The 23,852-nt window shown below is 44.8% G+C and carries 24 protein-coding genes; 10 read left to right on the top strand and 14 right to left on the bottom strand.

The window, feature by feature from the left end:
- Positions 1-22 precede the first annotated feature (22 nt).
- From pcaF to paaA, 10 genes are read right to left on the bottom strand one after another with little or no spacing between them, the layout of a single operon-like run.
- Positions 23-1,225 carry a 3-oxoadipyl-CoA thiolase gene (gene pcaF, locus PROVALCAL_RS12735; protein WP_006659693.1) on the bottom strand — a complete coding sequence of 401 codons (1,203 nt, stop codon included), beginning with the start codon at positions 1,223-1,225 and terminating at the stop codon, positions 23-25.
- Positions 1,222-1,662: a hydroxyphenylacetyl-CoA thioesterase PaaI gene (paaI, locus tag PROVALCAL_RS12730; RefSeq protein ID WP_006659692.1), complete on the bottom strand. Its 441-nt coding sequence runs from the start codon at positions 1,660-1,662 to the stop codon at positions 1,222-1,224. Before paaI ends, pcaF begins: the two co-directional genes overlap by 4 nt.
- Entirely contained in the window at positions 1,659-3,227 is a 1,569-nt protein-coding gene (locus PROVALCAL_RS12725) for a 3-hydroxyacyl-CoA dehydrogenase (RefSeq protein WP_006659691.1), read from the bottom strand. Before PROVALCAL_RS12725 ends, paaI begins: the two co-directional genes overlap by 4 nt.
- Positions 3,228-3,229: 2 nt before the next feature.
- Complete coding sequence (paaG, locus tag PROVALCAL_RS12720) at positions 3,230-4,039, bottom strand: 2-(1,2-epoxy-1,2-dihydrophenyl)acetyl-CoA isomerase PaaG (RefSeq protein ID WP_006659690.1); 810 nt, start codon at positions 4,037-4,039, stop codon at positions 3,230-3,232.
- A gap of 2 nt (positions 4,040-4,041) precedes the next feature.
- Positions 4,042-4,815, bottom strand: a complete 774-nt coding sequence (gene paaF / locus PROVALCAL_RS12715; RefSeq protein WP_006659689.1) for a 2,3-dehydroadipyl-CoA hydratase PaaF — start codon at positions 4,813-4,815, stop codon at positions 4,042-4,044.
- Between the two features lie 9 nt (positions 4,816-4,824).
- A complete protein-coding gene (paaE, locus tag PROVALCAL_RS12710) occupies positions 4,825-5,880 on the bottom strand; it encodes a 1,2-phenylacetyl-CoA epoxidase subunit PaaE (RefSeq protein ID WP_006663124.1) in 1,056 nt (351 codons plus the stop codon).
- A 10-nt stretch (positions 5,881-5,890) separates the two neighbouring features.
- Positions 5,891-6,391: a 1,2-phenylacetyl-CoA epoxidase subunit PaaD gene (gene paaD, locus PROVALCAL_RS12705; RefSeq protein ID WP_006659687.1), complete on the bottom strand. Its 501-nt coding sequence runs from the start codon at positions 6,389-6,391 to the stop codon at positions 5,891-5,893.
- A gap of 5 nt (positions 6,392-6,396) precedes the next feature.
- Positions 6,397-7,155 carry a 1,2-phenylacetyl-CoA epoxidase subunit PaaC gene (paaC, locus tag PROVALCAL_RS12700; protein WP_006663122.1) on the bottom strand — a complete coding sequence of 253 codons (759 nt, stop codon included), beginning with the start codon at positions 7,153-7,155 and terminating at the stop codon, positions 6,397-6,399.
- A gap of 10 nt (positions 7,156-7,165) precedes the next feature.
- The gene (gene paaB, locus PROVALCAL_RS12695) at positions 7,166-7,453 is read right to left on the bottom strand and encodes a 1,2-phenylacetyl-CoA epoxidase subunit PaaB (protein WP_006659685.1); all 288 of its coding nucleotides are present in this window, start codon (positions 7,451-7,453) and stop codon (positions 7,166-7,168) included.
- Between the two features lie 19 nt (positions 7,454-7,472).
- Complete coding sequence (paaA, locus tag PROVALCAL_RS12690) at positions 7,473-8,411, bottom strand: 1,2-phenylacetyl-CoA epoxidase subunit PaaA (protein WP_006659684.1); 939 nt, start codon at positions 8,409-8,411, stop codon at positions 7,473-7,475.
- 325 nt (positions 8,412-8,736) lie between these two features.
- Here paaA and paaZ point away from each other — a divergent pair, with 325 nt between their 5' ends.
- The 3 genes from paaZ (at position 8,737) to PROVALCAL_RS12675 (ending at position 11,455) form a co-directional block, all read left to right on the top strand.
- A complete protein-coding gene (gene paaZ / locus PROVALCAL_RS12685) occupies positions 8,737-10,797 on the top strand; it encodes a phenylacetic acid degradation bifunctional protein PaaZ (protein WP_039861986.1) in 2,061 nt (686 codons plus the stop codon).
- Between the two features lie 129 nt (positions 10,798-10,926).
- Positions 10,927-11,169, top strand: coding sequence for a type II toxin-antitoxin system ParD family antitoxin (locus PROVALCAL_RS12680; RefSeq protein ID WP_006663118.1), 243 nt, complete (start codon positions 10,927-10,929; stop codon positions 11,167-11,169).
- Positions 11,162-11,455: a type II toxin-antitoxin system RelE/ParE family toxin gene (locus PROVALCAL_RS12675; protein ID WP_006659681.1), complete on the top strand. Its 294-nt coding sequence runs from the start codon at positions 11,162-11,164 to the stop codon at positions 11,453-11,455. Before PROVALCAL_RS12680 ends, PROVALCAL_RS12675 begins: the two co-directional genes overlap by 8 nt.
- 45 nt (positions 11,456-11,500) lie before the next feature.
- Here PROVALCAL_RS12675 and PROVALCAL_RS12670 read toward each other — a convergent pair whose 3' ends face one another.
- On the bottom strand, positions 11,501-11,812 hold the full coding sequence (locus PROVALCAL_RS12670) for a monooxygenase (protein ID WP_036966425.1): 312 nt from the start codon (positions 11,810-11,812) through the stop codon (positions 11,501-11,503).
- A 189-nt stretch (positions 11,813-12,001) separates the two neighbouring features.
- Between PROVALCAL_RS12670 and PROVALCAL_RS12665 the strand changes: the two genes are divergently transcribed.
- Both PROVALCAL_RS12665 and PROVALCAL_RS12660 read left to right on the top strand, forming a co-directional pair.
- Positions 12,002-13,747 (top strand): lipase family alpha/beta hydrolase, encoded by a 1,746-nt coding sequence (locus PROVALCAL_RS12665; protein ID WP_006659679.1) that lies wholly within the window; start codon positions 12,002-12,004, stop codon positions 13,745-13,747.
- Positions 13,747-14,823: a T6SS immunity protein Tli4 family protein gene (locus PROVALCAL_RS12660; RefSeq protein WP_006659678.1), complete on the top strand. Its 1,077-nt coding sequence runs from the start codon at positions 13,747-13,749 to the stop codon at positions 14,821-14,823. The genes PROVALCAL_RS12665 and PROVALCAL_RS12660 overlap by 1 nt, the downstream gene beginning before the upstream one ends.
- A gap of 59 nt (positions 14,824-14,882) precedes the next feature.
- Here the strand turns inward: PROVALCAL_RS12660 and phrB are convergent, their stop codons facing one another.
- Positions 14,883-16,316 (bottom strand): deoxyribodipyrimidine photo-lyase, encoded by a 1,434-nt coding sequence (phrB, locus tag PROVALCAL_RS12655; protein WP_006659677.1) that lies wholly within the window; start codon positions 16,314-16,316, stop codon positions 14,883-14,885.
- Positions 16,317-16,341: 25 nt separating this feature from the next.
- On the bottom strand, positions 16,342-17,844 hold the full coding sequence (proP, locus tag PROVALCAL_RS12650; protein WP_006659676.1) for a glycine betaine/L-proline transporter ProP: 1,503 nt from the start codon (positions 17,842-17,844) through the stop codon (positions 16,342-16,344).
- Between the two features lie 369 nt (positions 17,845-18,213).
- Here proP and PROVALCAL_RS12645 point away from each other — a divergent pair, with 369 nt between their 5' ends.
- Both PROVALCAL_RS12645 and poxB read left to right on the top strand, forming a co-directional pair.
- Entirely contained in the window at positions 18,214-19,182 is a 969-nt protein-coding gene (locus PROVALCAL_RS12645) for a 3-oxoacyl-ACP synthase III family protein (protein WP_006659675.1), read from the top strand.
- Between the two features lie 300 nt (positions 19,183-19,482).
- Positions 19,483-21,207, top strand: a complete 1,725-nt coding sequence (poxB, locus tag PROVALCAL_RS12640; protein WP_039861981.1) for a ubiquinone-dependent pyruvate dehydrogenase — start codon at positions 19,483-19,485, stop codon at positions 21,205-21,207.
- Between the two features lie 71 nt (positions 21,208-21,278).
- On the opposite strand, the gene PROVALCAL_RS12635 is transcribed toward poxB, so the two are convergent.
- Complete coding sequence (locus PROVALCAL_RS12635; protein ID WP_039861978.1) at positions 21,279-22,196, bottom strand: DNA-3-methyladenine glycosylase family protein; 918 nt, start codon at positions 22,194-22,196, stop codon at positions 21,279-21,281.
- 201 nt (positions 22,197-22,397) lie between these two features.
- Here PROVALCAL_RS12635 and PROVALCAL_RS12630 point away from each other — a divergent pair, with 201 nt between their 5' ends.
- The 3 genes from PROVALCAL_RS12630 to PROVALCAL_RS12620 are packed head-to-tail and all read left to right on the top strand — an operon-like array spanning position 22,398 to position 23,833.
- Positions 22,398-22,901 carry a DUF2569 domain-containing protein gene (locus PROVALCAL_RS12630; RefSeq protein WP_006659672.1) on the top strand — a complete coding sequence of 168 codons (504 nt, stop codon included), beginning with the start codon at positions 22,398-22,400 and terminating at the stop codon, positions 22,899-22,901.
- 31 nt (positions 22,902-22,932) lie between these two features.
- Positions 22,933-23,292, top strand: coding sequence for a DUF488 domain-containing protein (locus PROVALCAL_RS12625; RefSeq protein ID WP_036966442.1), 360 nt, complete (start codon positions 22,933-22,935; stop codon positions 23,290-23,292).
- A gap of 13 nt (positions 23,293-23,305) precedes the next feature.
- A complete protein-coding gene (locus tag PROVALCAL_RS12620) occupies positions 23,306-23,833 on the top strand; it encodes a DUF2569 family protein (protein ID WP_006659670.1) in 528 nt (175 codons plus the stop codon).
- The last annotated feature ends 19 nt before the right edge of the window (positions 23,834-23,852 follow it).

Genomic DNA, 23,852 nt, shown 5'->3' with positions numbered 1-23,852 from the left:
AACTCGGCGGTTTTCTTGTTATTCAGACGCGTTCAATAATCATTGCAATGCCTTGACCCACACCGATGCACATCGTGCATAACCCGTAGCGACCTTGCTTACGGTGCAGCTCATTCATGGCGGAAATCACCAAGCGAGACCCACTCATACCGAGTGGATGACCCAAGGAGATAGCGCCCCCATTAGGGTTTACCTGCGGTGCATCATCAGGAAGACCTAAACCCCGTAAAACAGCGAGTGCTTGAGCGGCAAAGGCTTCGTTTAGCTCAATCACATCCATTTGTTCGATAGTCAGTCCTGCCATTTTCAATACTTTTTGGGTGGCAGGTAGGGGACCAATCCCCATTAAACGCGGTTCGACACCACAGGTTGCGGTTGCTATCACGCGTGCGCGTGGTGTTAATCCTTGCTGCTTAGCGACATTTTCTGAGGCGATGATCAGCGCAGCTGCGCCATCATTGACGCCAGAGGCGTTACCTGCGGTGACACTGCCATTTTCACGAAAGGGTGTTTTCAGTTTTTGTAGCTGCTCGGGCGTGGTTTCAGGGCGTGGATGTTCGTCTTCCGTAACCTGTTGCTCGGCTTTGCGCTGCTTCACGGTGACTGGCACAATTTCTTCGGCAAACACACCGTTGAGACGCGCGACTTCGGTACGTTGCTGACTGCGCAGCGCAAATGCATCTTGGTCTTCTCGGCTGATATTGTAGGTCTGCGCGACGTTTTCAGCAGTTTCAGGCATCGAGTCGGTGGAGAATTGTTGCTCCATCAGCGGATTGATAAACCGCCAGCCAATTGTGGTATCAAACATTTGGGCTTGGCGAGAAAACGCCGCGTCTTGTTTTCCCATGACAAATGGGGCGCGGCTCATCGACTCCACACCGCCTGCGATCATCAAGCCAGATTCACCTGCTTTGATGCTACGTGCGGCAAGGGCGATGGCATCTAAGCCTGAACCGCATAGACGGTTGATCGTGGTGCCTGAAACAGAAATGGGTAAGCCGGAAAGTAAACCTGCCATTCGTGCAACATTGCGATTATCTTCACCCGCTTGGTTGGCGCATCCGAGGATAATGTCATCGGTTAGGCTCCAGTCCAATTGTGGGTTACGTACCATCAGTGCTTTGAGCGTAATGGCGGAGAGGTCATCGGGACGCAAAGAAGATAAAGCGCCACCATAGCGACCAATCGGGGTGCGAATACCATCGCAAATGTAGGCGTCATTCATGATGCTTCTCCAACTAAACGGTGACCTAGACGGTGGGAACGACCTTGAAACAGCGCAAGTGGTTTGCCATCTTGATTGATGATCTCCACTTCATATAGTCCGCTACGTTTGCCTTGGTGTTGCATTTTGGCGATAGCGGTGAGGGTGTCCCCTTCAAAACCGGGACGTAAAAAATCGATGGAACACATAGAGGCAACGGCGGCATAACCTTGACTATTACACGCGTAAGCAAAAGCCGTATCCGCTAGACTGAATAACTGTCCGCCATGGCAGGTTTTATGTCCGTTGAGCATATTGTGCGTGACTACCATGGTGAGTTGCGCATAGCCATCGGCGACTTCTTCAATCACCATTCCCATCGCTTTAGCACACGTGTCATCACGATACATAGCATGAGCAGCTTGCTGAGCGAGGGTGATGTTAGGCAGTGAATTCATGGTAATGCCTCCAATGATAATGACTGAAAACCGGCAGCGAGCTGGCGCAGTAATGGATTAGGGCGATAGCGCCCATCGCCATAGAAATGGGCTAAATGCTCAAGCGTTTGCAAAATATGCGCCCAACCAATTTGCGCTCCCCATGCTAAAGGACCTTTTGGGTAGTTAACCCCAAAGCGCATCGCCAAATCGCTATCTTGGGCGCTAGCGATCCCTTTGTTCACCACATCCAGCGCTTCATTGCAGAGCATTGCAACGGTACGTAAGGTTAAGAGTGCTGGGTAATCTGGCAGCACAATGACGCGCTTACCAATGGATTGAAAAAAGGCAATGGCATCTTGGTTTTGCTGGTGGCTATTTTGTGTCGCGCAACTGATAACTATCGTGGTTGCCGCAACATAGTTGGCGGATAAGTCAAATTGCACGACGGGTTGCTTAAGCTTTTGCGCAAGTGTGGATGTAAGTTCACCATTTGTTAATATAATAATAACGTCATTAACAACCAGTGATGGAGGTTGGCGTGTTTTTTGTTCAGCTTCTTCGATGCTGATCCCGTTTTGCTGCAAAAGTTGCTTAAGCTCAGGAAATATTTGCCAATTTCCGAAGGCTTTCACGTTAAGCGGGTGTGACAGTACGACAGTAGGAGTCACTTCAATCTCAGATGACGATTTATTATGATCATCATGATTATCGGAAGAATAAGGGTAAAACCCGCGACCCGATTTACGCCCTAAATAACCCGCTTGTACCAGTGCTAATTGCGCAAAGGAAGTCTGAAAGCGCGGGTCATAGCCAAATGCCTGAAACACGGATTCTGTCACCGCATAATTGACGTCATGCCCGATTAAATCCGTCAGTTGCAAAGGTCCCATTGAAAAGCCCCCTGCATCACGAATAACACTGTCTAATGTAGCGGGTGTACCGACTTGCTCCTCCAACGCTCGCAATGTTTCCGCATAGAAGGGTCTTGCCACACGATTCACAATAAACCCCGGTGTTGAGCGACAAATAACGGGGATCTTATTAAACGCAAGCGTCAGCTTTTTTAGGCATTCAATGACATTTTCGGCAGTATCTAACCCTCTGATCACTTCAACCAGTTTCATCACAGGCGCAGGGTTAAAAAAATGCAAGCCAGCCATGCGCTCAGGGCGCTTAAGTACACTGGCGATGGCGGTAATCGATAAAGATGATGTATTGCTTGCAAAAATAGTGTTTTCGCGGCAAATACCTTCAAGTTCACTAAAGATAGCCTGCTTGACTGACAATTTTTCTGCCACGGCTTCAATCACTAAGTCAGCAGATGTTAGCGCAGCAAGATTGTCAACCACATGGAGGCGACTCAAGGTTTCTTCTGTGCTTTTTGCATCCGCTTTTCCTTGTTCAACCCGTTTGCGTAAGCGCACTGTGAGTGCGGTAACAGATTGCTGCAATACCTGAGCATTCATATCGAAAAGTTGCACGTGTAGACCCGCATTTGCGGCAACTTGCGCAATGCCAATCCCCATGGTGCCTGCACCAATAACGGCAACGTTTTGTAGGGATAAACTTGAAGGTACCGTCATGGCTATTTCCCTTGGAACGTCGGTTCGCGTTTGTTTAAGAATGCATCTACGCCCTCACGGTAATCGTGACTACGACCACCTAAACGCTGTAAATCACGCTCTAAATCCAGTTGCTGATCGAGGGTATTGGTGGCTGCGCTATGAATGGCTTTCTTGATTAACCCCAATCCATAAGTTGGCTGAGTTGCAAGGTGTTTGGCGAGATTATTGACGGTAGCAGCAAGCTGATCATGGTCAGTGACTTGCCAAATCATGCCCCATTGTAGTGCTTGTTCGGCGCTAATTTTGTCTCCCAGCATTGCCATTCCCATGGCACGAGCACGACCCGCAAGTTGCGGCAGGAACCAGCTTCCACCCGAGTCTGGCACTAACCCAAGCCGGCAGAATGATTGAATAAAACTGGCATTTTTTGCGGCGATGACAATATCCCCTGCAAGGGCAATGGCGGCACCTGCACCCGCAGCAACACCGTTAACAGCACAAATAATGGGTTTCGGTAATGATGTTAAACGGCGGATCAGCGGGTTGTAGTAAGTTTCGACTGAAAAGCCCAGATCAGGGGCTTCGGATCCGACGGCGACATTGCGATCGTTAAGATCTTGCCCCGCGCAGAAACCGCGACCCGCTCCGGTGATCACTAAGCAACGGACGCTTTCGTCTTGTTCGGCGATTTTAATCGCTGCGCTCAATTGTCGATGCATCTCGTCGTTAAAGCTATTGAGGCGCTCAGGGCGATTCAACGTAATCGTTAATACGCCATCTTGCAGTGAGGTAAGGATCATCTCTTCGGTGAGAGTGGTGTCATTTATCATGATTAGCGTCCTGTAAATTGCGGGGATCGTTTTTCGAAAAAGGCGGCGATCCCCTCTTGGCGATCGTCAGTACCCGCAAGGCTGACAAAGTATTGGCGCTCCAGTTTTAAGCCTTCGGTCAGGTGAGATTCTTGGGCGCTCACTAGCGCAGCTTTGGCGGCGTTTACGGCTAAAGGCGCATGCCCTGCAATGCGTTTGGCGATGGTTTGAGCACGTTCGAGAGTGAGAGCGTCCACACACACTTCGCTGATGAGTCCGGCTTGTTGCGCTTGTTGAGCACTAATGGTTTCTCCCGTCAGTACCATTTGCATGGCGAGGGACTTACCCACTGCGCGGATAAGACGCTGGGTTCCGCCGGCTCCGGGGATGAGCCCAAGGGTAATTTCAGGCAGACCAAAACGTGCGGATTCCCCCGCAATAATGATGTCGCTGGCAAGCAGCAATTCGAATCCCGCGCCTAACGCGTAGCCGTTGGCGGCACAAATAATCGGTTTGCTGATTTGCGCAAAGCGACGCCAAACTTGTGGGCGTTTATCCGTGATAGCGCTGGCAACGGTTTGCTGCTGAAGTTCTTTAAGATCAGCCCCTGCTGCAAAGAAACGCGGGTTGCCCGTGATGACGATAGCGCCGATATTGTCATCGATTTGCGCATGTTCAAGATGTTTAACCAGTAACTCAAGGCACGGTGTACTCAATGCATTGCGCACATCGGGGCGATTAATCGTCAGTGTCAAAACGCGGTGATGTTGTTGCGATAAAATCCAATTATTTTCCATGGTGCGCCCTTACACATCAAAGTCCAAAACCACACCATCCCCCTTAGGCCATGACTGGCAACTGAGGATATAACCTGCGGCAATTTGGTCGGGTTCGAGGCTGTAATTCACACCCATTTCCACCTCACCTGAGCGCAGTTTGCATTTACAGGTTGCGCAAACACCGCCTTTGCAGGCATAAGGTAGGTCGGCACCTTGGCGTAATGCGGCATCAAGGATGCTGTCATCTTGCCCATCCATATCGATGTTTAAGATACGTCCATCTAACTGGAGGGTAACTTGGCGGCTTTCGCTGGTGACGACGCTGGGCTTAAATTTTGCCCCTGTGGTGTTAAAACGTTCGGTATGTACACGTTCTTGCGCCATACCGTGGTGAACGAGCGTGGTTTGTACTTCATCCATCATGGATTCAGGACCACAAATAAAAGCGCGGTTGAATTGGTTAAAGTTGAGTAGGGATTTTCCCAATGCAGTGAGCTGCTGAGCATCAATACGCCCACTGAGCAATGCACTTTCTTGTGGCTCTTGGCTGAATAGGTACAGCACTTGAAAGCGGGTGGCAAAGCGGTTTTTTAAATCCGCTATGGCTTCTTTAAACATGACCGAGCGGCTAGTGCGATTACCGTAAATCAGCACAAAGTGGCTGTCTGTCTCGGTTTGTAAAGTGGCTTTGATAATCGATAACAGCGGAGTAATGCCAGAGCCAGCGGCAACCGCTAAATAGTCCCCATTTTGCTGGCTATCTGGTTGATACCCAAATTGCCCTTGAGGAACCATCACCTCTAAGCTATCGCCAACATTCAGTTGTTGGTTGATAAAGTTAGAAAACCGGCCTTCATAGATAGCTTTAACACCAATTTTGAGTTCATTTTCATCAGGTGCACTGCAAATAGAATAACAGCGGCGGAGGTTCTCACCATTAATCGCGGCTTTTAACGTTAAATGCTGACCAGGGCGATAACGGTATTGCTCCCGCAATAGTTCAGGAATATGAAAAGTGACCGCCACGGTATCTGGCGTGTCACGGTCAATAGCGGCAATACTTAAACGGTGAAAGACAGTCATGAGTGTGCCCTTAAATACATTTAAAGTAATCAAACGGTTCTAAGCATTCATTGCAGCGATACAGTGCTTTGCAAGCGGTGGAGCCGAACTCGCTAATCTTTTCTGTCTGTTCGCTGTTGCAACGAGGGCAGCAAATCGTGTCGGTATGCTCAGGGTGTTCACAAGCAACACCTTGCGGAGGAGCAATCCCAAATTCACGTAAGCGCCTTTTCGCATCTTGACTCATCCAGTCCGTGGTCCATGCTGGTGTTAAAATCACGTCAACATTCACATGCTGGAAACCTGCGTTATCAAGAACCTCTTTGATTTCATTGATTAAAAATTCGGTAGCAGGGCAGCCAGAGTAGGTTGGGGTAAACCCGACTTGCCAGCCTTGCTCGGTGGGTATCACATGGCGAACCATGCCAAGATCAGTAATAGACAGAGCAGGCAATTCAGGATCAGGGATCTGCTGAAGCTGCTGCCAGATCTGATGAATATCGGGAGATTGAAGTTGCATTCTCTGTTCCATGATTGTCACCACTGGCTATGAGGGTAGGCACGTTGGACAAATTGCAGCTGCGTGAGAATTAAACCGAGGTGCTCAGTGTGGCTGCCTTGTTTGCCACCTAATCGATAAGCAGCTTGCTCAGGTAGGCTGAGAGTGGCGGCTTCAAAGGTTTCATTCACGGTATTTAGCCAAATGTCTTGCAGTGCACGGGGGTCGACGGCGATACCTGCATCACTTAAGGTGATTTCAATGTCATCGGCATGAAACAACTCGCCCGTAAAGCGCCATAAGCGATCGACGGATTGCTGGATTTTTTGTTGGCTCAATGGGGTGCCATCCCCTAAACGAATCATCCAGCCGCGGCTAAAGCGCAAGTGGTACAACGCTTCTTTGAGTGATTTTTCAGCAATAGCGGCCAGCTGTGGATCGCTACTTTGGGTGAGTGCGCGATACAGAGGCACATGATAAGCATCGATAAAAAATTGGCGCACGAGGGTATCATTGAAACCGTCGTTAGGTTGTTCAACTAACAGCAAGTTACTGAATTCACGTTCATCGCGTAGATAGGCAAGCGTATCTTCGTTATTACCAGCACCTTTGAGTTCCGCGGCATAGCTGAGGAAATTGCGCGCTTGCCCCAGTAAATCTAAGCCGATGTTGGACAGCGCAAGGTCAATTTCGATTTCAGGTGCATGACCACACCATTCGCACAGGCGCTGTGCCAGAATCAGTGGAGTGTCTCCGAGGCGTAAAACATAATGGTGGAGCTGCTGTTTTTCGGTCATTTCAAGCTCCTTACATGTTTTTGATGCCATCAGGGATGGTGTAAAAGGTCGGGTGGCGGTAAACCTTGCTATCCGCAGGGTCAAAAAATTGATCTTTTTCATCAGGTTGAGATGCGACCAAATGGGCAGCTTTGACGACCCAAATGGAGCAACCTTCACTGCGGCGGGTGTAAACATCACGGGCATTCTCTAGCGCCATTTGATCGTCTGTAGCGTGTAGGCTACCGACATGACGATGAGCGAGACCTTGTTTGCTACGTACAAATACTTCATACAGTGGCCAATCTTGATTATTCATGGTGTTTTCCTTTTAGCGGCTAGGCGGCGGATTTGATAGCTGTCTGCTTTTGGTTGTGTGCCATCGCACCTTCTCTTACCCATGCTCCGTCTTTCCAACCTTTGCGCTTAGCATCAAGGCGTTCTTGGTTACAGATCCCTTGGCCTTTCAGCACTTGGTAGAACTCTTCCCAGTCAATCTCACCAAACCGGTAGTGACCGAGTGCGTCATCCCAATGCAAATCAGGGTCAGGGATGGTCATGCCGAGGGCTTCCACCTGTGGCACGGTGTTATCCACAAATTTTTGGCGGAGCTCATCGTTACTAAAGCGTTTGATTTTCCATGCCATGCTTTGCGCACTATGAGTGGAATCTGAATCGTTGGGACCAAACATCATTAACACGGGCCACCAAAATCGGTTGATAGAGTCTTGCAGCATGACTTTTTGCTCGTGAGTACCTTCTGCTAGTGCCATGACAGCTTCATAACCTTGGCGTTGGTGAAAACTCTCTTCTTTGCAAATCTTCACCATCGCACGGGCATAAGGTCCATAAGAGGCTCGGCAGAGTGCCACTTGGTTGACGATTGCTGCACCATCAACTAACCAACCAATCACACCGATATCAGCCCAGCTAAGGGTGGGATAGTTGAAAATGGAGGAGTATTTCATTTTTTCATCCAGCATCTTTTGGTAGATGTCTTGGCGGGAGCATCCTAAGGTTTCTGCGGCACTGTAGAGGTATAAACCATGTCCCGCTTCATCTTGAATTTTTGCCAGTAGAACGGTCTTACGACGCAAGGTTGGCGCGCGAGTGAGCCAGTTGGCTTCCGGTAGCATGCCAATGACTTCCGAGTGGGCGTGCTGTCCAATCTGGCGAATGAGGTTTTGTCTGTATGCATCGGGCATCCAATCTTTGGGCTCGATGGCGATATCGGCTTCGATTTTGGCATCGAAGAGGATTTGATTTTGCTTGCTCATTGTTATCCACCATTAAAGTGATTCACAAAAATATTTTTAATTAAAAAATATGGAACACATTTATTTAACATTAATGCTAGGAATAGTTAACAATAAGATCAATGATGTTTGTAGGGTTTTTGCGAGTGACCTCACAAGTAATTAAATTATATTCAATTAAATCAAATTGATGTAATGGTCTGTTTTTCCTTGATTCCGCTGATAATACCTAGGATTAAGTCTATTTGTGTTTTATTTGTTAAATTTAAATTGGCATCTATGATTGTTTATATGATACATATTTAACATATTGATATGGTTTATTGTCGTTTTCTGGAGATGGAATATGCAACATTTAACAAGTTACATCATGGGGAAGTGGGCAACTGGCGCTGGGGAAGGGCGTAAGATTTTTCATGCGTTAACCAATGAAGCCCTCTATGCAGTGACAACTGAGGAATTACCTTTAGCGCAAAGCCTACAATATGGGCGTGACGTGGGGGGTAAGGCGCTTGCGAATCTGACATTCCAACAGCGTGGAGAGATGCTGAAAGCCGTTGCCAGATACTTACTTGCTCATAAAGATGAGTTATATGCTATCTCTGCTCAGACAGGCGCAACAAAATCAGACAGTTGGGTGGATATTGAAGGGGGGATTGGCACGCTATTTTCCTATGCAGGGCTGGCGAGCCGCGAACTGCCAGATGATACGGTGTGGTCGGAAGATGAGATGATCCCGCTGTCCAAGCAAGGGCAGTTTGTCGCACGCCATATTTTAACGTCGCGCCGTGGCGTGGCTTTGCACATCAATGCGTTCAACTTTCCGTGCTGGGGTATGTTAGAAAAATTGGCGCCAACGTGGTTAGCGGGGATGCCTGCCATCATCAAACCTGCCACAGCTTCTGCACAAGTGACTCAAGTAATGGTGGCATTGATACTTGAGAGTGGATTGGTTCCTGAAGGGGCGATTCAATTAATTTGTGGCGGCGTTGGGGATATGTTTAACCACTTAGATTTCGAAGATGTGGTGACTTTTACGGGGTCGGCGAGTACTGGGCAGAAACTCAAATCTCACCCGCGCATCAATCAAAAATCTGTGCCTTTTACGATGGAAGCGGACTCACTAAACTGTGCCATTTTAGGTTCTGATGTGCAGTTAGAAAGTCCTGAGTTCGCGTTATTCATCAAAGAAGTGACACGCGAAATGACGGCTAAGGCAGGGCAAAAATGTACTGCTATTCGGCGAATCATCGTACCTAAGTCTCAGTTAGAGCATGTGAAGCAAGCGCTACTTAAACGCCTATCGGGTGTGACCGTCGGTGATCCGGCAGTGGATGGTGTACGAATGGGGGCATTGATTAACCTTGAACAGCGCCAAGATGTGCAGGACAAAGTCAATTATCTGCTCGCCAATGGCTGTGAACGACTGTGCGGTGGTAGCTTTGCTAATATGCAGGTGGTGGGGGGCGATAGCGAGAAAGGGGCGTTTTTCCCACCGACATTGCTGTATTGTGCTGAGCCATTTGTGCATCAAGCAGTACACGAAACCGAGGCGTTTGGTCCCGTGGCGACATTAATGAGCTATGACGAGTTAGAGCAAGCGGTGCAATTGGCAGCGCTCGGTGGTGGGAGCTTAGTGGGCTCATTGATTACGGCAGATAGCCAAGTGGCACAGACGGTGATCCGTGCAGCAGCGCGTGTACATGGTCGTATGCTGATTTTGAATGAGGCGGCATCAACGGAGTCTACGGGGCATGGCTCGCCTTTGCCTATGTTGGTTCACGGTGGACCCGGTCGGGCTGGGGGAGGTGAAGAGCTGGGCGGTTTACGAGCAGTAAAACATTATATGCAACGCACTGCGATTCAAGGCAGCCCATCTATGTTGACCGCGATTAGCAAGCAGTGGATGCGCGGCGCTGAAGCTATTGCCGATGTGGTGCATCCGTTCCGTAAATATTTCGAAGAGTTAGTGATTGGCGATACGCTACTGACCGCGAGACGCACGGTGACTGAGGCGGATATTGTGAATTTTGCCTGTCTCAGTGGGGATAATTTCTATGTGCATGTGGATAAACTCGGCGCTGAGCAGTCGATGTTTGGCGAGCGCATTGCTCACGGCTATTTTGTGGTATCAGCGGCGGCGGGGCTGTTTGTGGATGCAGGAGTAGGTCCTGTTATCGCTAACTACGGGATGGAAAACTTGCGTTTTATCGAGCCAGTAAAAATTGGCGATACCATCCAAGTGCGCTTAACATGCAAGAAAAAGATCAAAAAAGCCCAGAAAAAAGTCGAAGATAAGCCTAATGGGGTTATCGAGTGGGATGTCCAAGTGTTTAATCAGCATAATGATATCGTGGCGCTATACAGTATTTTAACGCTGGTGGAGCGCCGCCACGGGGATTTTTGATGCTGTGGGAGAGGGCTGAGTCATAAGAGAGGGCAAAAATGCCCTCTCAGTTTTCACTGGCTGGAAGCAACAGAAATTCATTGCTATAGTTGTATGACTGAGTAATACCATTCGATGGTAGGTGAATTTATGGCGAGAGTGACAAGTGTAACATTGGGGGAGCACTTCAACCGTTTTATTGGTGATATGATCCAGTCTGGTCGCTATGGCAATACATCAGAAGTGATAAGGGACGCATTACGTATGATGGAAGAGAGAGAGCAACGGCTTGAATATGTAAGAAAAATGGTATTGGATGGACTGAATTCACCTGAGAGTGAAAGCAGTATGGATGACATTTTTGCCAGAGCAGAAAAGGATTTAAATGTATAAACTTTCCCAAGTTGCGGAAGAGGATATTTATCAAATTGCTCGTTACACAATACGGCAGTTTGGTGTTAATCAGGCGAAAAAATACCACAATGAATTAAAAAAAACGTTTGAGTTACTGGCAAACTCACCATGGATAGGCAAAGAGTGCCATTGGGTATGTGAAGGGATGAGGCGATTTGAGTTTAAAAAACATTCCATTTATTACATGCCCCAAACCCCATTTATTTTTATTGCCCGCGTTATTCATCAATCTGTGGATGTCGATGGATTCGATTTTGCTGAGTAAATTTTAACGGGATAAGAGAGGGCAAAAATGCCCTCTCTATTGAAACTATTTTTGAATAAATTGCGCTTGGTTCAGCTGGCTGAGTGCGGTATTCACACTAAAAATTTGCCCGCTGACTTCAGGTACACCAAAGGATTTGAGTCGTGCGCTGTGCATTTCGAGATACGCTTGTGCATCGGCTTGGTTAGCAAATAAGTAAATGCCCCCCGCCCGTTGGGTCTGTTGGTTTTCAGTCCAAATCTTCCAAATAAATCCCGGTTCTTGGTTAATGGATTGCGCTAATCCTTCCATTGCCGCCGCCATCTCGTCACCCCATGGACCTTGGTATGGGAAATCAACCTGTAAAATCACCTGCATCATTGCCTCCTATTGTTGTTGTCTGGTTATCATACCCAGTAATTTTTATTTAGGATTGATCAAATTGGGGATTGGGGGAATGAACTTTGTTTCATGACGTTAATCGAGGCATTTATCCCATTTTCCTAATGTTGTTCCTTATTATTTGAGTTATGCTCCGTTACATAACCTAAATTTTAAGGATGTCTTATGAGTCAGGATGAACAAAGCGAAAATATTCAGCATTGTTTCGCTGAATTTGATGACAACAAATGTGCTGTTTGGAAAGACTTACAGCTAAAACACCAATCTGAAAATGCCAAAGCGCATTGTTATCTCCCTTCAACTAAAGTGGTTCCGGTTATTTTTTTACCTGGCATTATGGGATCTAACTTACGAAGTAAAAAAGATAAAAAATCAATCTGGCGTATTCGAAAAAGTACAGGTGGTATGGCTTGGGATGCGCTCGGTTGGCTTTTTACCTCTGGAAATAAAAGGAAAAAATTACTCGATCCTGAAACAACTGAAACTGACCCTACTCAGGATGTTGATAAAAATGACAACGAGTCTACTTACTTTGCCAATTCAAGACAGAAAAGAGGATGGGGAAGTGTATTGCAGTTTTCGTATGCAGACCCACTCGACAAGTTACAGAAAGAATTACTGGTTTGGGAACAGTATTACAATAAAGCGAAAGGTCAGGGATGCGCGACGGCAGATGAAGCCGAGGCCTATTTTTCTCAAGAATCAACGTTCAAGTTCATTTTAGATCGACCCCTCACGCCAGTGGATACCAACCCCCTTTCATTTCGTGAAGCGGGAAAATACCGTAATTTGCTGCTTCCACTTCATGCTTTTGGTTATAACTGGCTACAAGACAACGCTCAGTCTGCACAAGAGCTCGGCAAATACATTGATGAGGTCTTAAATTTATACCGCCCTAAACAGAATGGAGGAATTGGGCATGGACTCGCCTTTGAAGAAGGGCATGAAAAAGTCATTCTAGTGACCCATTCGATGGGGGGCTTGGTATCTCGTTACGCTTCCGAATTATTAGAAACGCCCTACAAAGATAAAATACTGGGGATTGTGCATGGTGTGATGCCGGACTTAGGTTCGCCAACTGCTTACAAAATGATGAAAATTGGGGAGCACTCCATGCCGATGGGGTTAGTGCTGGGAATGAGTGCAACGCGTCTCATGTCGGTATTAGCGCAATCTCCAGCACCTCTGCAACTCTTACCTTCTCCGAAATATAATCATGGTCAGCCGTGGCTGCGAATTGAAAAAGGTAGTTCTGATGGCGTGACTGATTTATTGCTACCTAAAAAGGGTGACCCGTTTAACGAAATTTACCTCAAGGAAAAAGCATGGTGGCAGATGTATGAGCCTGATATTTTAGACAAGGAACAGAGTGTTATTGATGGTAATTTTAAAAAATATGAAAAGATTATGATTGATGATGTTGAACCATTTATCACAAAAATGGACGGAGCCTATCATAAAAATACTTACCAATTTTATGGAGCGTATTTTGATGAAAATGACTCTAAAGATTCTCGCCGTTCCGATGAGACCGTGACGTGGAAATTACGGGATAAAACCTCGTGGTTATGGGAGTCTGACGATAGCCGAGCGACAGACGACTATGGAGAAAAGCGCGAGTATACTTTACTCAAGTCCAGTGATAAGTGGAAGAATACGCCCTCAATGGATTATGAAGGGGGACGCGGTGACGGTACAGTGCCTAAATATTCTATCAATTTAGATAGAAAAGACCTGTTTAAAGAAATTTTAGAAATGAACGTTGACCATCAAAACGCTTATCAGTTTGCGCCTCTAAAAGGGGATGCGGAGTTTGATTCGTATGAAAAAACAGGGGATGTCTCACCCGCCATTAAATTTACCTTGCGTTCCCTGTGTCGTATCTTGCAAACGGATGAGGTGAAACCCTAATGAAAAAAGGATTGGTGAGTATTTCTGGTTTGGTCTTATTGGCGAGTTTAGCGGCTTGCTCTGTGCCGAATAAAACGTATTCAACTTCACTTAATGAAAAGGACTCTGCTGTGATTAATACCCTATTTGATGATGCACCGACCTATTGTTTAGGGCGTTATACCTTTAATTATCCTAAATCTTTAACACAAAATCTTTCTTCCATTATTAAAATTGATGATATGACGATTGAAAGTCAGTTTATTTATCCCCCTTCGTTTAAACAGCGTGTTGAATTACGGGAAGATGAATTAAAAAAATCATCTGTAAGAAATGAGTCTAATGCGCCATTTTTGAAAGAAACGATTCGATTAGATAATGGGGTTATTTTTGACCACAATATCAATAATGTTAAACCAGACTCAGCGAGAGAATTAGAGGCGCATGTCTATATTGATAATGTCGTATTCATTATTAGAATTGATATAACAGATATTACAGATAATAAATATTTAGAAAGACAGGATCGGTTTAAAAGTCATAATTGGGAACTAACAGATAAACCCCAAAAGCTGGCAGCGATGCAATCCTTGATTTCTCGCTTACAAGGCCGACCAAAGAATGAAATCCCAACCGAAAAAGGGGTCTGCATTCCTTATGGTTTTATTCAGGATGATGGAAAATCGCACCAAGAAGAAATTTCCATGGTGTTTGAAAATCCGCAATTCTATTGGGCTGTCGATATGGATAATACGATAGAAAGTGAAAAAGAAAGCATGTTGGATAGGGCTGATGAAATTAAATCTGTTCTCTCTCAATATGGGGGTAAAACGTTACGAAAAGGAAACGTACAGTTTAATAACGTGGCGGGTGAAGAGTGGTTAACTTTAGGTCGAGACCCTCGTTATGATAATCAATCCGATAAATTTTATTATTTTCAATATTATGCGAATGAAAAAAACATCGGTTATTTACACCCTTCTGTGAGTATATTGATGCATTCGACCAGTAAGGTTGTTCATTATACGGATGATCAAATGGTTGAAATTTGGGATCGGGTTTTACAGTCATTTAAACTTCGTTCGAACGCGTATTAAGGTTTTTAATTAACCACATTAAGATGTAGGAGTGAATGGCATTTTAGTAAATGATGAACTCATTTCTTTATGCTCTTTCGCTTCCCTGCCTCAAACGCTTCCAACGTCATCAATCGTGCCTGTTTATGGTCAACAATCGGGGTTGGATAATTCAGAGAGACTTGGTGAGATTCTGCCCATGTATGGGGTTCGTGAATAAATTTCTCGGGGACATCGCGAAGTTCGGGCAGCCACTCGCGGATAAACGTCCCTTGTGGGTCGAATTTTTTCCCTTGGGTGGTTGGATTAAAAATACGGAACCACGGCGAGGCATCAACCCCCGTTGACGCTGACCATTGCCAGCCGCCATTATTCGCCGCCAAAGTGCCATCGATTAACTGGCTCATAAAGTAGTGCTCGCCTTTGCGCCAATCGACTAGCAAATCCTTGACTAAAAAACTCGCCACAATCATCCGTAGCCGGTTATGCATCCAGCCTGTTTGGTTGAGCTGGCGCATGGCAGCATCCACAATTGGGTAGCCTGTTTGTCCACTTTTCCATGCCGAAAATATAGCGTCATCAGGATTCCATTGAATATGTTGCGTCCATTTAATAAATGGCTGGTGGCGACAAAGGCGTGGAAAAGCGACCAGTAGATGACTATAAAATTCTCGCCAAATTAATTCATTTAGCCAGCTAAAACCGCCACTTTCTTGTGAGTCAAAAACCTGCGGGTTCTCTGCTAATAAGCGATTCACACATTGGCGAGGCGAAAGCACCCCAAGCGCTAAATAGGGGGATAATTGGCTAGTACCATTAATGGCGGGAATATCTCGGTCGCGTTGGTAATCTTGTACGCGCTCGCTGCAAAATTGTCGTAATTTCGCTAATGCAGCGTGTTCTCCGGCAATAAATTGCGGTGAAGTTTCAACAGATTGGTGAACAAAAAGTGGATGTGTATTTTCAACGGCTAATGCCGCTCCCCGTGGTTTAGGGGCGGGAAACGAGCGAAAATCACTCATCATCAATTGGCTCAAAAAGGCGCGGCGAAATGGGGTATAGACTTGATACATATCCCCTTTTTGGGTCGTCACTGAACCTGGCGGAAGTAATAGGGCATCATCATAGGTGAGAATATTCAGATGTTGCGACTGCTGGCGTAACTGTTCATCCCGCAAACGCTCATTTAACTCGTACTGGTGATTGAAATATAACCCTGTGGCATTTTGCTGTTGGGCAAAATCCAGCAACCATTTTACGGAATCCGCAAAGGTTGCCGCGGTATGGCAAATCAGGGGAATGCCCCGTTTCGCTAAAGCGTGTTGTAGCTCCACCAGGTTTTGATGCAAAAAGGCAATTTGCCTTGGTGATACGTTGTGAGTTGCCCACTGTTCTGGCGTCGCAATATAGACGCCAATCACAGTGGCAGTAGGATCCTCACAAGCAAAGGTAAGCGCTTTATTATCGGTGACTCGTAGATCGTTGCGAAACCAAACTAAGTGACAAACCGACATCGCTTTCCTCGCTGTTTTTTAAGGATTAATCTAATTTTGGGTGCTGGTTGATTAACGATTGACGCTGTTTTTCCAACTCGGCAATTTGTTGTTCGATATCTTCAACTTTCTGTTCGATATTGTCAAAATGCTCGCTTAAAATTTCTTTGGCTTCCGCTCTGTCTGAAGCGGCAGGCGTGGCACCACGTAATGGTTTATTCGCGGTTTCTGGCATTCTAATACCGGTATATAGACCAATTAATGCGATCACTATCAGATAATATGCAGGCATATACAAGTCATTAGTCGCTTCAACTAGCCATGCGGCAGCAGTCGGTGTTGCACCTGCGATTAAGACCGAAATATTAAAGGCGATGGCCAATGCACTATAACGAATATGAGTAGGGAAAATTGCCGGTAAAATCGAAGCCATCACCCCAGTAAAACAGTTGAGTAATACAGCAAGCACTAATAAACCCACAAAGATTAATCCAACGGAGCCGCTGTTAATCAGCATAAATGCAGGATAAGCGAATACAATCAGCCCTACGCTACCGATGATAACAAAAGGTCGACGACCAATTTTATCGCTGGTTAACCCAATGATTGGCTGAACAAATAACATACCAATCATAATCGCGATAATAATTAACACGCCGTGATCGGTTGAGTAATTCAGGTTATGGGACAAATAGCTTGGCATATAGGTGAGCAGCATATAGTACGTCACGTTAGTGGCGATAACTAAGCCGACACAAATCATCAAGCTTTTCCAATATTTAGATGCAACTTCACGGAAAGAAACTTTCGGTGGATTTTGGATATTGGCCTTGTCTTGCTGTTCTAAACTTTCAATGTGCTGTTGGAACGCAGGGGTTTCTTCCAATGAATGACGTAAATAGAGACCGATAATACCCAGCGGTAACGCTAAGAAGAATGGAATTCTCCATCCCCAATCGTGGAAGTTAGCTTCACCAACAAGGCTTGAAATTAGCACCACGACACCCGCACCCATCACAAAACCTGCGATAGAACCGAAGTCTAACCAACTGCCCATAAAGCCACGTTTGCGGTCAGGGGAGTATTCAGCAACAAAGATGGCTGCACCCGAATATTCGCCCCCAACAGAGAAACCTTGAGCCAGTTTAGCGAGCAGTAATAAGATAGGCGCCCAGATACCAATTTTCTCGTATGAGGGGATCAGACCGATACAGAAGGTACTGATTGCCATAATAATAATGGTCATGGACAGCACTTTTTGTCGACCGTATTTATCCCCGAGAATACCGAAGACAACGCCACCAAGGGGTCTAACTAAGAAAGGTACGGAAAAGGTGGCTAATGCCGCAATCATCTGAACGCTCGGTGATGCGTCCGGAAAGAAGACTTGACCCAGTACATAGGCTAAGAAGCCGTAAACACCGAAGTCGAACCATTCCATCGCATTACCCAGCGAAGCCGCTGTGATTGCTTTTTTCAATTTCCCGTCATCAATGATCGTAATATCGTTGATATTTAATGGTTTTTCTTTTTTCTTTCTGATCTTCATGGAACCATCCTCTTATTTGAATTGTAAGATGTGGGTTTCCCGATCCGATTTGCTCGGACAGTCTGCAAATAATAAAAATTAGTATGGATAATTAAATGCAGTATCTAAACTAATTGAATGGAAATTTATTGATTAATAAGCTTGTTGAGTAAGCTATATCAAATTTTTATAACGAAGTGTATTGATAGGGAAATATTGAGTTATTGTGTTTTTAAAATAAAGCAAAAATATCACCTTTAGATAGTCAAATATGATTCAATAATACAATAATATCGACAAAATGTAAAATGTGGTGGTTTGTGTTGATTGTTTTTTATTAATTGGTGGGTTATACCATGGGGGTAAACTAATACAAATAAGGGAAATGCAATGAATGAGGCAATAAAAATTTCATCTATTCATATCTACCATCCTGAAAATATTAGGAATAACCAATATTATTTTGATAAGTATCCAAATGTCAAAAATTTACCGGAATTATTGAATGATTTTGGGCAGAGGCAGCGATATATCACGAGCCAGCCTGATGAAAATGTGCTGACGATGTCAATTAATGCATTAGCCCCTATGAGTGATAAAGATATCGATATTTTGATATTTGCCTCAACGACGATGGAATATTTGTCACCACTTAATGCCCTCTATTTACATCATCATTTAGCCTTAAAAAATGAGTGTGTATGTATTGATATTAACGGTAATTGCCTCGGAATGCTAATGGCGTTAGAGCAGGCGGCAATCATGCTAAAGATGAAAAAAACAGCTAAAAAAGCCCTTATTGTTGCCTCGGATCATCTTTCAAATCTGTGTAATCAAAATGAGCTATTTCCATCGATTCTCTTTGGAGATGCAGCAGTTGCGATGACATTAGAAAAAGTACAAAACGAGACAAACTCTGGTTTGATGGATAGCTTTTATTATACGGATTCGAATTTTTGCCGGGAGACCCGCTTTCCTAAGAATGGTTTTTCACAAAGCCAAAATATGCAAGATGAGAAAATTTACTGGGGTAAATTTACAACAAAAGAGTGTTTACCTCATGTTATTCATCATATTGACAAATTATTAAAAAATAATGGATTAACTATTGATGATATAAGTTGTTTTTTCTTTTCTCAGGTAATGAAAAGCAATATTGAAAAATTGGCAGAAACATTAAATATTCCTAATAAAAAAATAGAGTATATTGCGGATGAATATGGTTATACGGGGGTAACCAGTCCATTCATTGCTTATTCTTGCCACCAGAAAAAGAATTTACTCCGTGATGAAGATATTGTCTTATTTTGGACGTTAGGTGCAGGTTATCAATTCGGAATCGTTCTTTGGAAAATATAAAGGGATTTATGGTTTTCGATGCGCGCAAAATAAATGGGATTTTGGTGGGGTGTTCATAACTGAAACTAACCCTCTTTTTACGACCTTAAATTTGTCCTGTTATCTCATTCTTCTTTCGATATTCGTGGAGGAATATCTTGTTCTGTTTTTGAATGCATCGCATCGGTAGGAATGGTGAATTGATTTAGTTAGAATCGAAAGAATATTACGGGAAGTATTTTAAGAGCAGCATCGCTTGTTAAATATGTCGTGGTTAACAAGAATAAACTGAATTTAATCCGACTTAAAAAGAGTGCCATTATGAAAAAACAGAGTATTGCATCATATATTGCGAAAGTACTGGATAACGCAGGTGTTAAGCGCATCTGGGGAGTGACAGGGGACTCATTAAACGGTTTAACGGATAGCTTGCGTAAACAAGGGGCAATTGAGTGGTTAGGGACCCGTCATGAAGAAGTGGCGGCATTCGCAGCGGGTGCAGAAGCGCAGCTAACGGGTAACTTAGCGGTATGCGCAGGTTCTTGTGGACCAGGAAATATGCATTTAATCAATGGATTGTATGATTGTCATCGTAACCGTGTACCAGTTTTAGCGATTGCGGCTCATATTCCTTCTAGTGAAATTGGCAGTAATTATTTCCAAGAAACTCACCCAACTGAGCTGTTCCGTGAATGCAGCCATTATTGTGAAATGGTGACTAACCCTGAACAAATTCAACAAGTTCTGGGTATTGCAATGCGTAAAGCGATCCTGAATAAAGGCGTTTCCGTTGTTGTTATTCCAGGGGATATCGCCCTGAAAGATGCACCAGAATCGGCAAAAGAAGAGTGGTATCAACCACAAGCTCCTTTGATCATGCCTCAGCGCTCTGAAATTGAGAAACTCGCAGAAGCACTGAATCAATCTGAAAATATTACCTTATTCTGCGGTAATGGCTGTGCGGGCGCTCATGATGAAGTCGTGAAATTGGCTGAAACATTAAATGCACCTGTGGTGCACGCCTTACGTGGAAAAGAGCATATTGAGTGGGACAACCCAAACAGCGTGGGAATGACTGGTTTAATTGGATTCTCATCGGGTTATCACGCGATGATGAATGCAGATACTGTTGTGCTACTGGGTACCCAATTTCCATACCGTCCATTTTACCCAACTGATGCAAAAATCATTCAAATTGACCTGAATGCGGGAAGTTTGGGCTCCCATTGCCATATTGATATGGGGTTAATCGGAGACATTAAAGCAACATTAACCGCATTACAGCCACATTTGACGGCAAAACAGAATCGTAAGCATTTAGATGGCGCGTTGAAACATTATGCGGAAGCACGTAAAGGGTTAGATGATTTAGCAAAACCTGGTCATGAAGGGCTAATCCACCCGCAATACTTAGCAACGAAGCTAAGTGAGCTGGCAAACGATGATGCTATCTTTACGTGTGATGTAGGAACGCCAACCGTGTGGGCTGCTCGTTACCTGAAGATGAACGGCAAACGTCGCTTGATTGGTTCGTTTAACCACGGCTCGATGGCAAACGCGATGCCACAAGCAATAGGTGCGCAAGCGGTTGATAAAAATCGCCAAGTTGTTGCGATGTGTGGTGATGGTGGTTTCAGTATGCTGATGGGGGATTTTATTTCACTATCACAAATGAAATTGCCAGTGAAAATTATTATTCATAACAACGGAGTCTTGGGCTTTGTTGCGATGGAGATGAAAGTGGCTGGCTTTATGACGGCAGGCACCGATTTACAGAATCCAAACTTTGCCGCGATTGCTAATGCAGCAGGTATTAAAGGTATTCGTGTTGAGAAAAGTGAAGATTTGGACGGTGCGCTGAAAGAAGCTTTTGCTCATGATGGCCCAGTTGTTGTGGATGTATTGACGGCGAAGCAAGAGCTTTCAATGCCTCCAGAGATTGAAGCGCAAGAAGCTAAAGGCTTTAGTCTGTATATGCTGAAGGCGATCATGAGTGGGCGTGGTGATGAAGTTGTGCAATTAGTGAAAACTAACTGGTTACGTTAATCATTGTTGTGAGCTAATTGAATCGCTTTATCTCAGAACCCCAATCCGGAGTGCCGGATTGGGGTTTTTGTTTAATAACCCGCAGCAGATTGGCTACGCCAAAGATGTGCGGCAACGAGTGCTCGCCATGGGGTAAATTGAGTTAACCATTCTTGGGTCTCTTTTGCTGAAGGTTGTGTATCTTGAGTTAACAATATTTGTAAATTGCGGCGCACGGCAACATCCCCATGCAGGGAACCATCTAGGTAATTAAATCCGCGCAGCAATCCATAACTTACTGTCCAAGGTCCAATACCTTTGATAGCCAGCAATTTTTCGGTGACCTCATGGACGTTTTCAGGGGTAACGGCGTTGTCTAGGTCTAATTCACCCGCCTGAATAGCGGCACACAGCCCGCGTAAGGCGATGATTTTTCCAAGAGAAAAACCCGCTTGCCGTAAAATTTCATCGTCCACATTGATGACTGAGGCGACGGTGGGAAAGCACCAAATGCCTGATGAATGCTGCTGCCCGACAGCTTGAATAAAACGTCGGCGGATGGCGATGGCAGCAAGAACACTAATTTGCTGGCCGATAATGGCCCATACGAGCGCTTCAAACGTGGTGGCGGATTGATACACTCGCACACCTCGCTGTGGCGCAATCAGTTTACCCAGTATTGGGTGGGTAAGGTATTTTTCTTCAAATTGCTCAACGGGTTGATTCAATCCGAGTAAATGAATCGCAAGCGTGTGTAGCTCATTTAAGGAAGGCGATGTTTCTGCATTATCAACATCAAGCTGCAATATTGCTTGTTTATTGTCAGTGGCTTGGCCGTTAATGGATAGGCGAATTTGCGCAGCGTGTTCTTGCCAGATGATCCCTTTGCGCAAGGTGCTTTTTTCAACAATCTCGGCGATATTTTGCGGATCCCGTAAATGAAAGGCAAAAAAATCATCAATACGGTAATAAGGTGGCAGTGAAATAGTCACGGGTTGCGCTGGAACCATAGTCGTCTTCTTCTGATTTATGCCCATTTTTGGTTAAATTTTGACAAAAAACGTCAGTCGCTACATTTTTAACCGTTATAGTATGTTAGCTTAGCAAAATAGCGATTCAGATAATCATGAGCTAATTTAGCCTGCCCATAAAAATTCAGCAAATTATTGCTCAGGCAGATTAACTGCAAAAATTAAATCAAGGATGTGAAGATGCAAGCAGATGATCATAATGAGGTATCGACGCCAAAGCCTAAATCTGAACCTGAACTAAAAGGGATAGGTGGGTGGCTGATCCTCCCGTTTATTGGGGTGATTTTTTCGGCACTGTTTATGCCCTTTATCCTCTGGAATCATAATCTAGATGTGATTGAATACTGGAGTGAATTAACGTTACCTGAGTCAGCTAACTTTGTGCCGTTATTTAAAGAATTGATGTACTTTGAAGTCGTTGGTAATGCCATTATTTATGGCACAGTGCTGTATCTTTGTTATCTCTTTTTTACGAAGAAAAAATTGATTATTAAGGTGTATGCCTTTTTCCAAATTTTTTCATTGGCAGTGATTATTGCTGATTTAGTGCTCGCCAATCAATTTTTAGATCTCGAAATGGACAGTTCTGATATACGGGAAGTCCTAAGAGGCGTATTTGGTTGTTTAGTCTGGGTACCTTACTTCTTTGTTTCTGTGCGCGTTCGCAATACGTTTGTTAATTAGTGAGTGAACTGCAAATAAATGGAGCATGCTGATGATTTACTGTAAACGAGTTTATGATCCTTGTAGCCCCCAAGACGGTTATCGCATCTTAGTGGATAGGCTGTGGCCTCGCGGTATTAAAAAAGTCGATTTACAGTGTGATGAATGGGATAAAACCGTCGCGCCTTCCAATGAATTGCGCAAATGGTTTCATCAACATACTGACCAGTTTGCACAGTTTGTAACGCAATATCAGCAAGAGCTTCGGCAAAATGATGAATGGCATAATCTGCTAGAGAAAGCGCAACAAGGCAATATCACACTGTTGTATAGCGCCAAAGATACGCAACATAATCAGGCCGTGGTACTGAAAGAATTTATTGAAGAAAAACTCAAAGAACTTAAAGAATAGAAAGGTTGTCACTATGGATGTGAATGCATCATCGACCCAGCCAGTATTGGTGCCTCAAGTGCCAGCACAGGCGCAAAATGAACATAAAAAAGACCTCCAAGGAATAGGTGGTTGGCTGATTTTACCTCTGCTGGGTCAGTTGTATATGCTGGGAAATCTGATCAAGATAATGGTGAATGATGTTATTCAAGTTCAGGGCGCTTGGTCATTGGCAACCACTCCAACATCCGATTTTTATATGGCTGGGTTTGCTTCAACATTTTATACAGTACAGCTCAGTTTTGTGGTGATTATCGCGCTTATGATGGGTTCATTGTTCGCCGCCTTTAAACGGAAATTGATGGCGAAGTGGTTATTTATCATTACGATGATATTGTATGTGGTCGTTCTAGGCATCACGCGGATTGTTTTTCCGGTTGCGTTCGGTCTTGAAATTGACTTTAGCTACATTACGAGCCTCTTTAATGGTAGTTTCTATTGCTTGATTTGGATCCCCTATTTCTTGGTGTCAGCCCGCGTTAAAAATACCTTCATACGCTAAGCGTTGGGCTGTGGAAAAC

This window comes from Providencia alcalifaciens DSM 30120 (assembly GCF_000173415.1).
GTDB classification, from domain to species: domain Bacteria; phylum Pseudomonadota; class Gammaproteobacteria; order Enterobacterales; family Enterobacteriaceae; genus Providencia; species Providencia alcalifaciens.
The sequence above is the reverse complement of the archived record's forward strand: the minus strand, read 5'-3'. Positions and strand labels throughout refer to the sequence as shown.

What these genes read in the sequence shown, in the direction of transcription:
- paaG (WP_006659690.1), bottom strand. Translation starts at nt 4,039, where the DNA reads ATGATAAATGACACCACTCTCACCGAAGAGATGATCCTTACCTCACTG.
- PROVALCAL_RS12725 (WP_006659691.1), bottom strand. Translation starts at nt 3,227, where the DNA reads ATGACGGTACCTTCAAGTTTATCCCTACAAAACGTTGCCGTTATTGGT.
- paaA (WP_006659684.1), bottom strand. Translation starts at nt 8,411, where the DNA reads ATGAGCAAGCAAAATCAAATCCTCTTCGATGCCAAAATCGAAGCCGAT.
- PROVALCAL_RS12680 (WP_006663118.1), top strand. Translation starts at nt 10,927, where the DNA reads ATGGCGAGAGTGACAAGTGTAACATTGGGGGAGCACTTCAACCGTTTT.
- PROVALCAL_RS12620 (WP_006659670.1), top strand. Translation starts at nt 23,306, where the DNA reads ATGGATGTGAATGCATCATCGACCCAGCCAGTATTGGTGCCTCAAGTG.
- paaE (WP_006663124.1), bottom strand. Translation starts at nt 5,880, where the DNA reads ATGACTGTCTTTCACCGTTTAAGTATTGCCGCTATTGACCGTGACACG.
- paaI (WP_006659692.1), bottom strand. Translation starts at nt 1,662, where the DNA reads ATGAATTCACTGCCTAACATCACCCTCGCTCAGCAAGCTGCTCATGCT.
- PROVALCAL_RS12665 (WP_006659679.1), top strand. Translation starts at nt 12,002, where the DNA reads ATGAGTCAGGATGAACAAAGCGAAAATATTCAGCATTGTTTCGCTGAA.
- proP (WP_006659676.1), bottom strand. Translation starts at nt 17,844, where the DNA reads ATGAAGATCAGAAAGAAAAAAGAAAAACCATTAAATATCAACGATATT.
- PROVALCAL_RS12660 (WP_006659678.1), top strand. Translation starts at nt 13,747, where the DNA reads ATGAAAAAAGGATTGGTGAGTATTTCTGGTTTGGTCTTATTGGCGAGT.
- paaC (WP_006663122.1), bottom strand. Translation starts at nt 7,155, where the DNA reads ATGACCGAAAAACAGCAGCTCCACCATTATGTTTTACGCCTCGGAGAC.
- PROVALCAL_RS12630 (WP_006659672.1), top strand. Translation starts at nt 22,398, where the DNA reads ATGCAAGCAGATGATCATAATGAGGTATCGACGCCAAAGCCTAAATCT.
- pcaF (WP_006659693.1), bottom strand. Translation starts at nt 1,225, where the DNA reads ATGAATGACGCCTACATTTGCGATGGTATTCGCACCCCGATTGGTCGC.
- PROVALCAL_RS12625 (WP_036966442.1), top strand. Translation starts at nt 22,933, where the DNA reads ATGATTTACTGTAAACGAGTTTATGATCCTTGTAGCCCCCAAGACGGT.
- poxB (WP_039861981.1), top strand. Translation starts at nt 19,483, where the DNA reads ATGAAAAAACAGAGTATTGCATCATATATTGCGAAAGTACTGGATAAC.
- PROVALCAL_RS12645 (WP_006659675.1), top strand. Translation starts at nt 18,214, where the DNA reads ATGAATGAGGCAATAAAAATTTCATCTATTCATATCTACCATCCTGAA.
- phrB (WP_006659677.1), bottom strand. Translation starts at nt 16,316, where the DNA reads ATGTCGGTTTGTCACTTAGTTTGGTTTCGCAACGATCTACGAGTCACC.
- PROVALCAL_RS12675 (WP_006659681.1), top strand. Translation starts at nt 11,162, where the DNA reads ATGTATAAACTTTCCCAAGTTGCGGAAGAGGATATTTATCAAATTGCT.
- PROVALCAL_RS12635 (WP_039861978.1), bottom strand. Translation starts at nt 22,196, where the DNA reads ATGGTTCCAGCGCAACCCGTGACTATTTCACTGCCACCTTATTACCGT.
- paaD (WP_006659687.1), bottom strand. Translation starts at nt 6,391, where the DNA reads ATGGAACAGAGAATGCAACTTCAATCTCCCGATATTCATCAGATCTGG.
- paaZ (WP_039861986.1), top strand. Translation starts at nt 8,737, where the DNA reads ATGCAACATTTAACAAGTTACATCATGGGGAAGTGGGCAACTGGCGCT.
- PROVALCAL_RS12670 (WP_036966425.1), bottom strand. Translation starts at nt 11,812, where the DNA reads ATGCAGGTGATTTTACAGGTTGATTTCCCATACCAAGGTCCATGGGGT.
- paaB (WP_006659685.1), bottom strand. Translation starts at nt 7,453, where the DNA reads ATGAATAATCAAGATTGGCCACTGTATGAAGTATTTGTACGTAGCAAA.
- paaF (WP_006659689.1), bottom strand. Translation starts at nt 4,815, where the DNA reads ATGGAAAATAATTGGATTTTATCGCAACAACATCACCGCGTTTTGACA.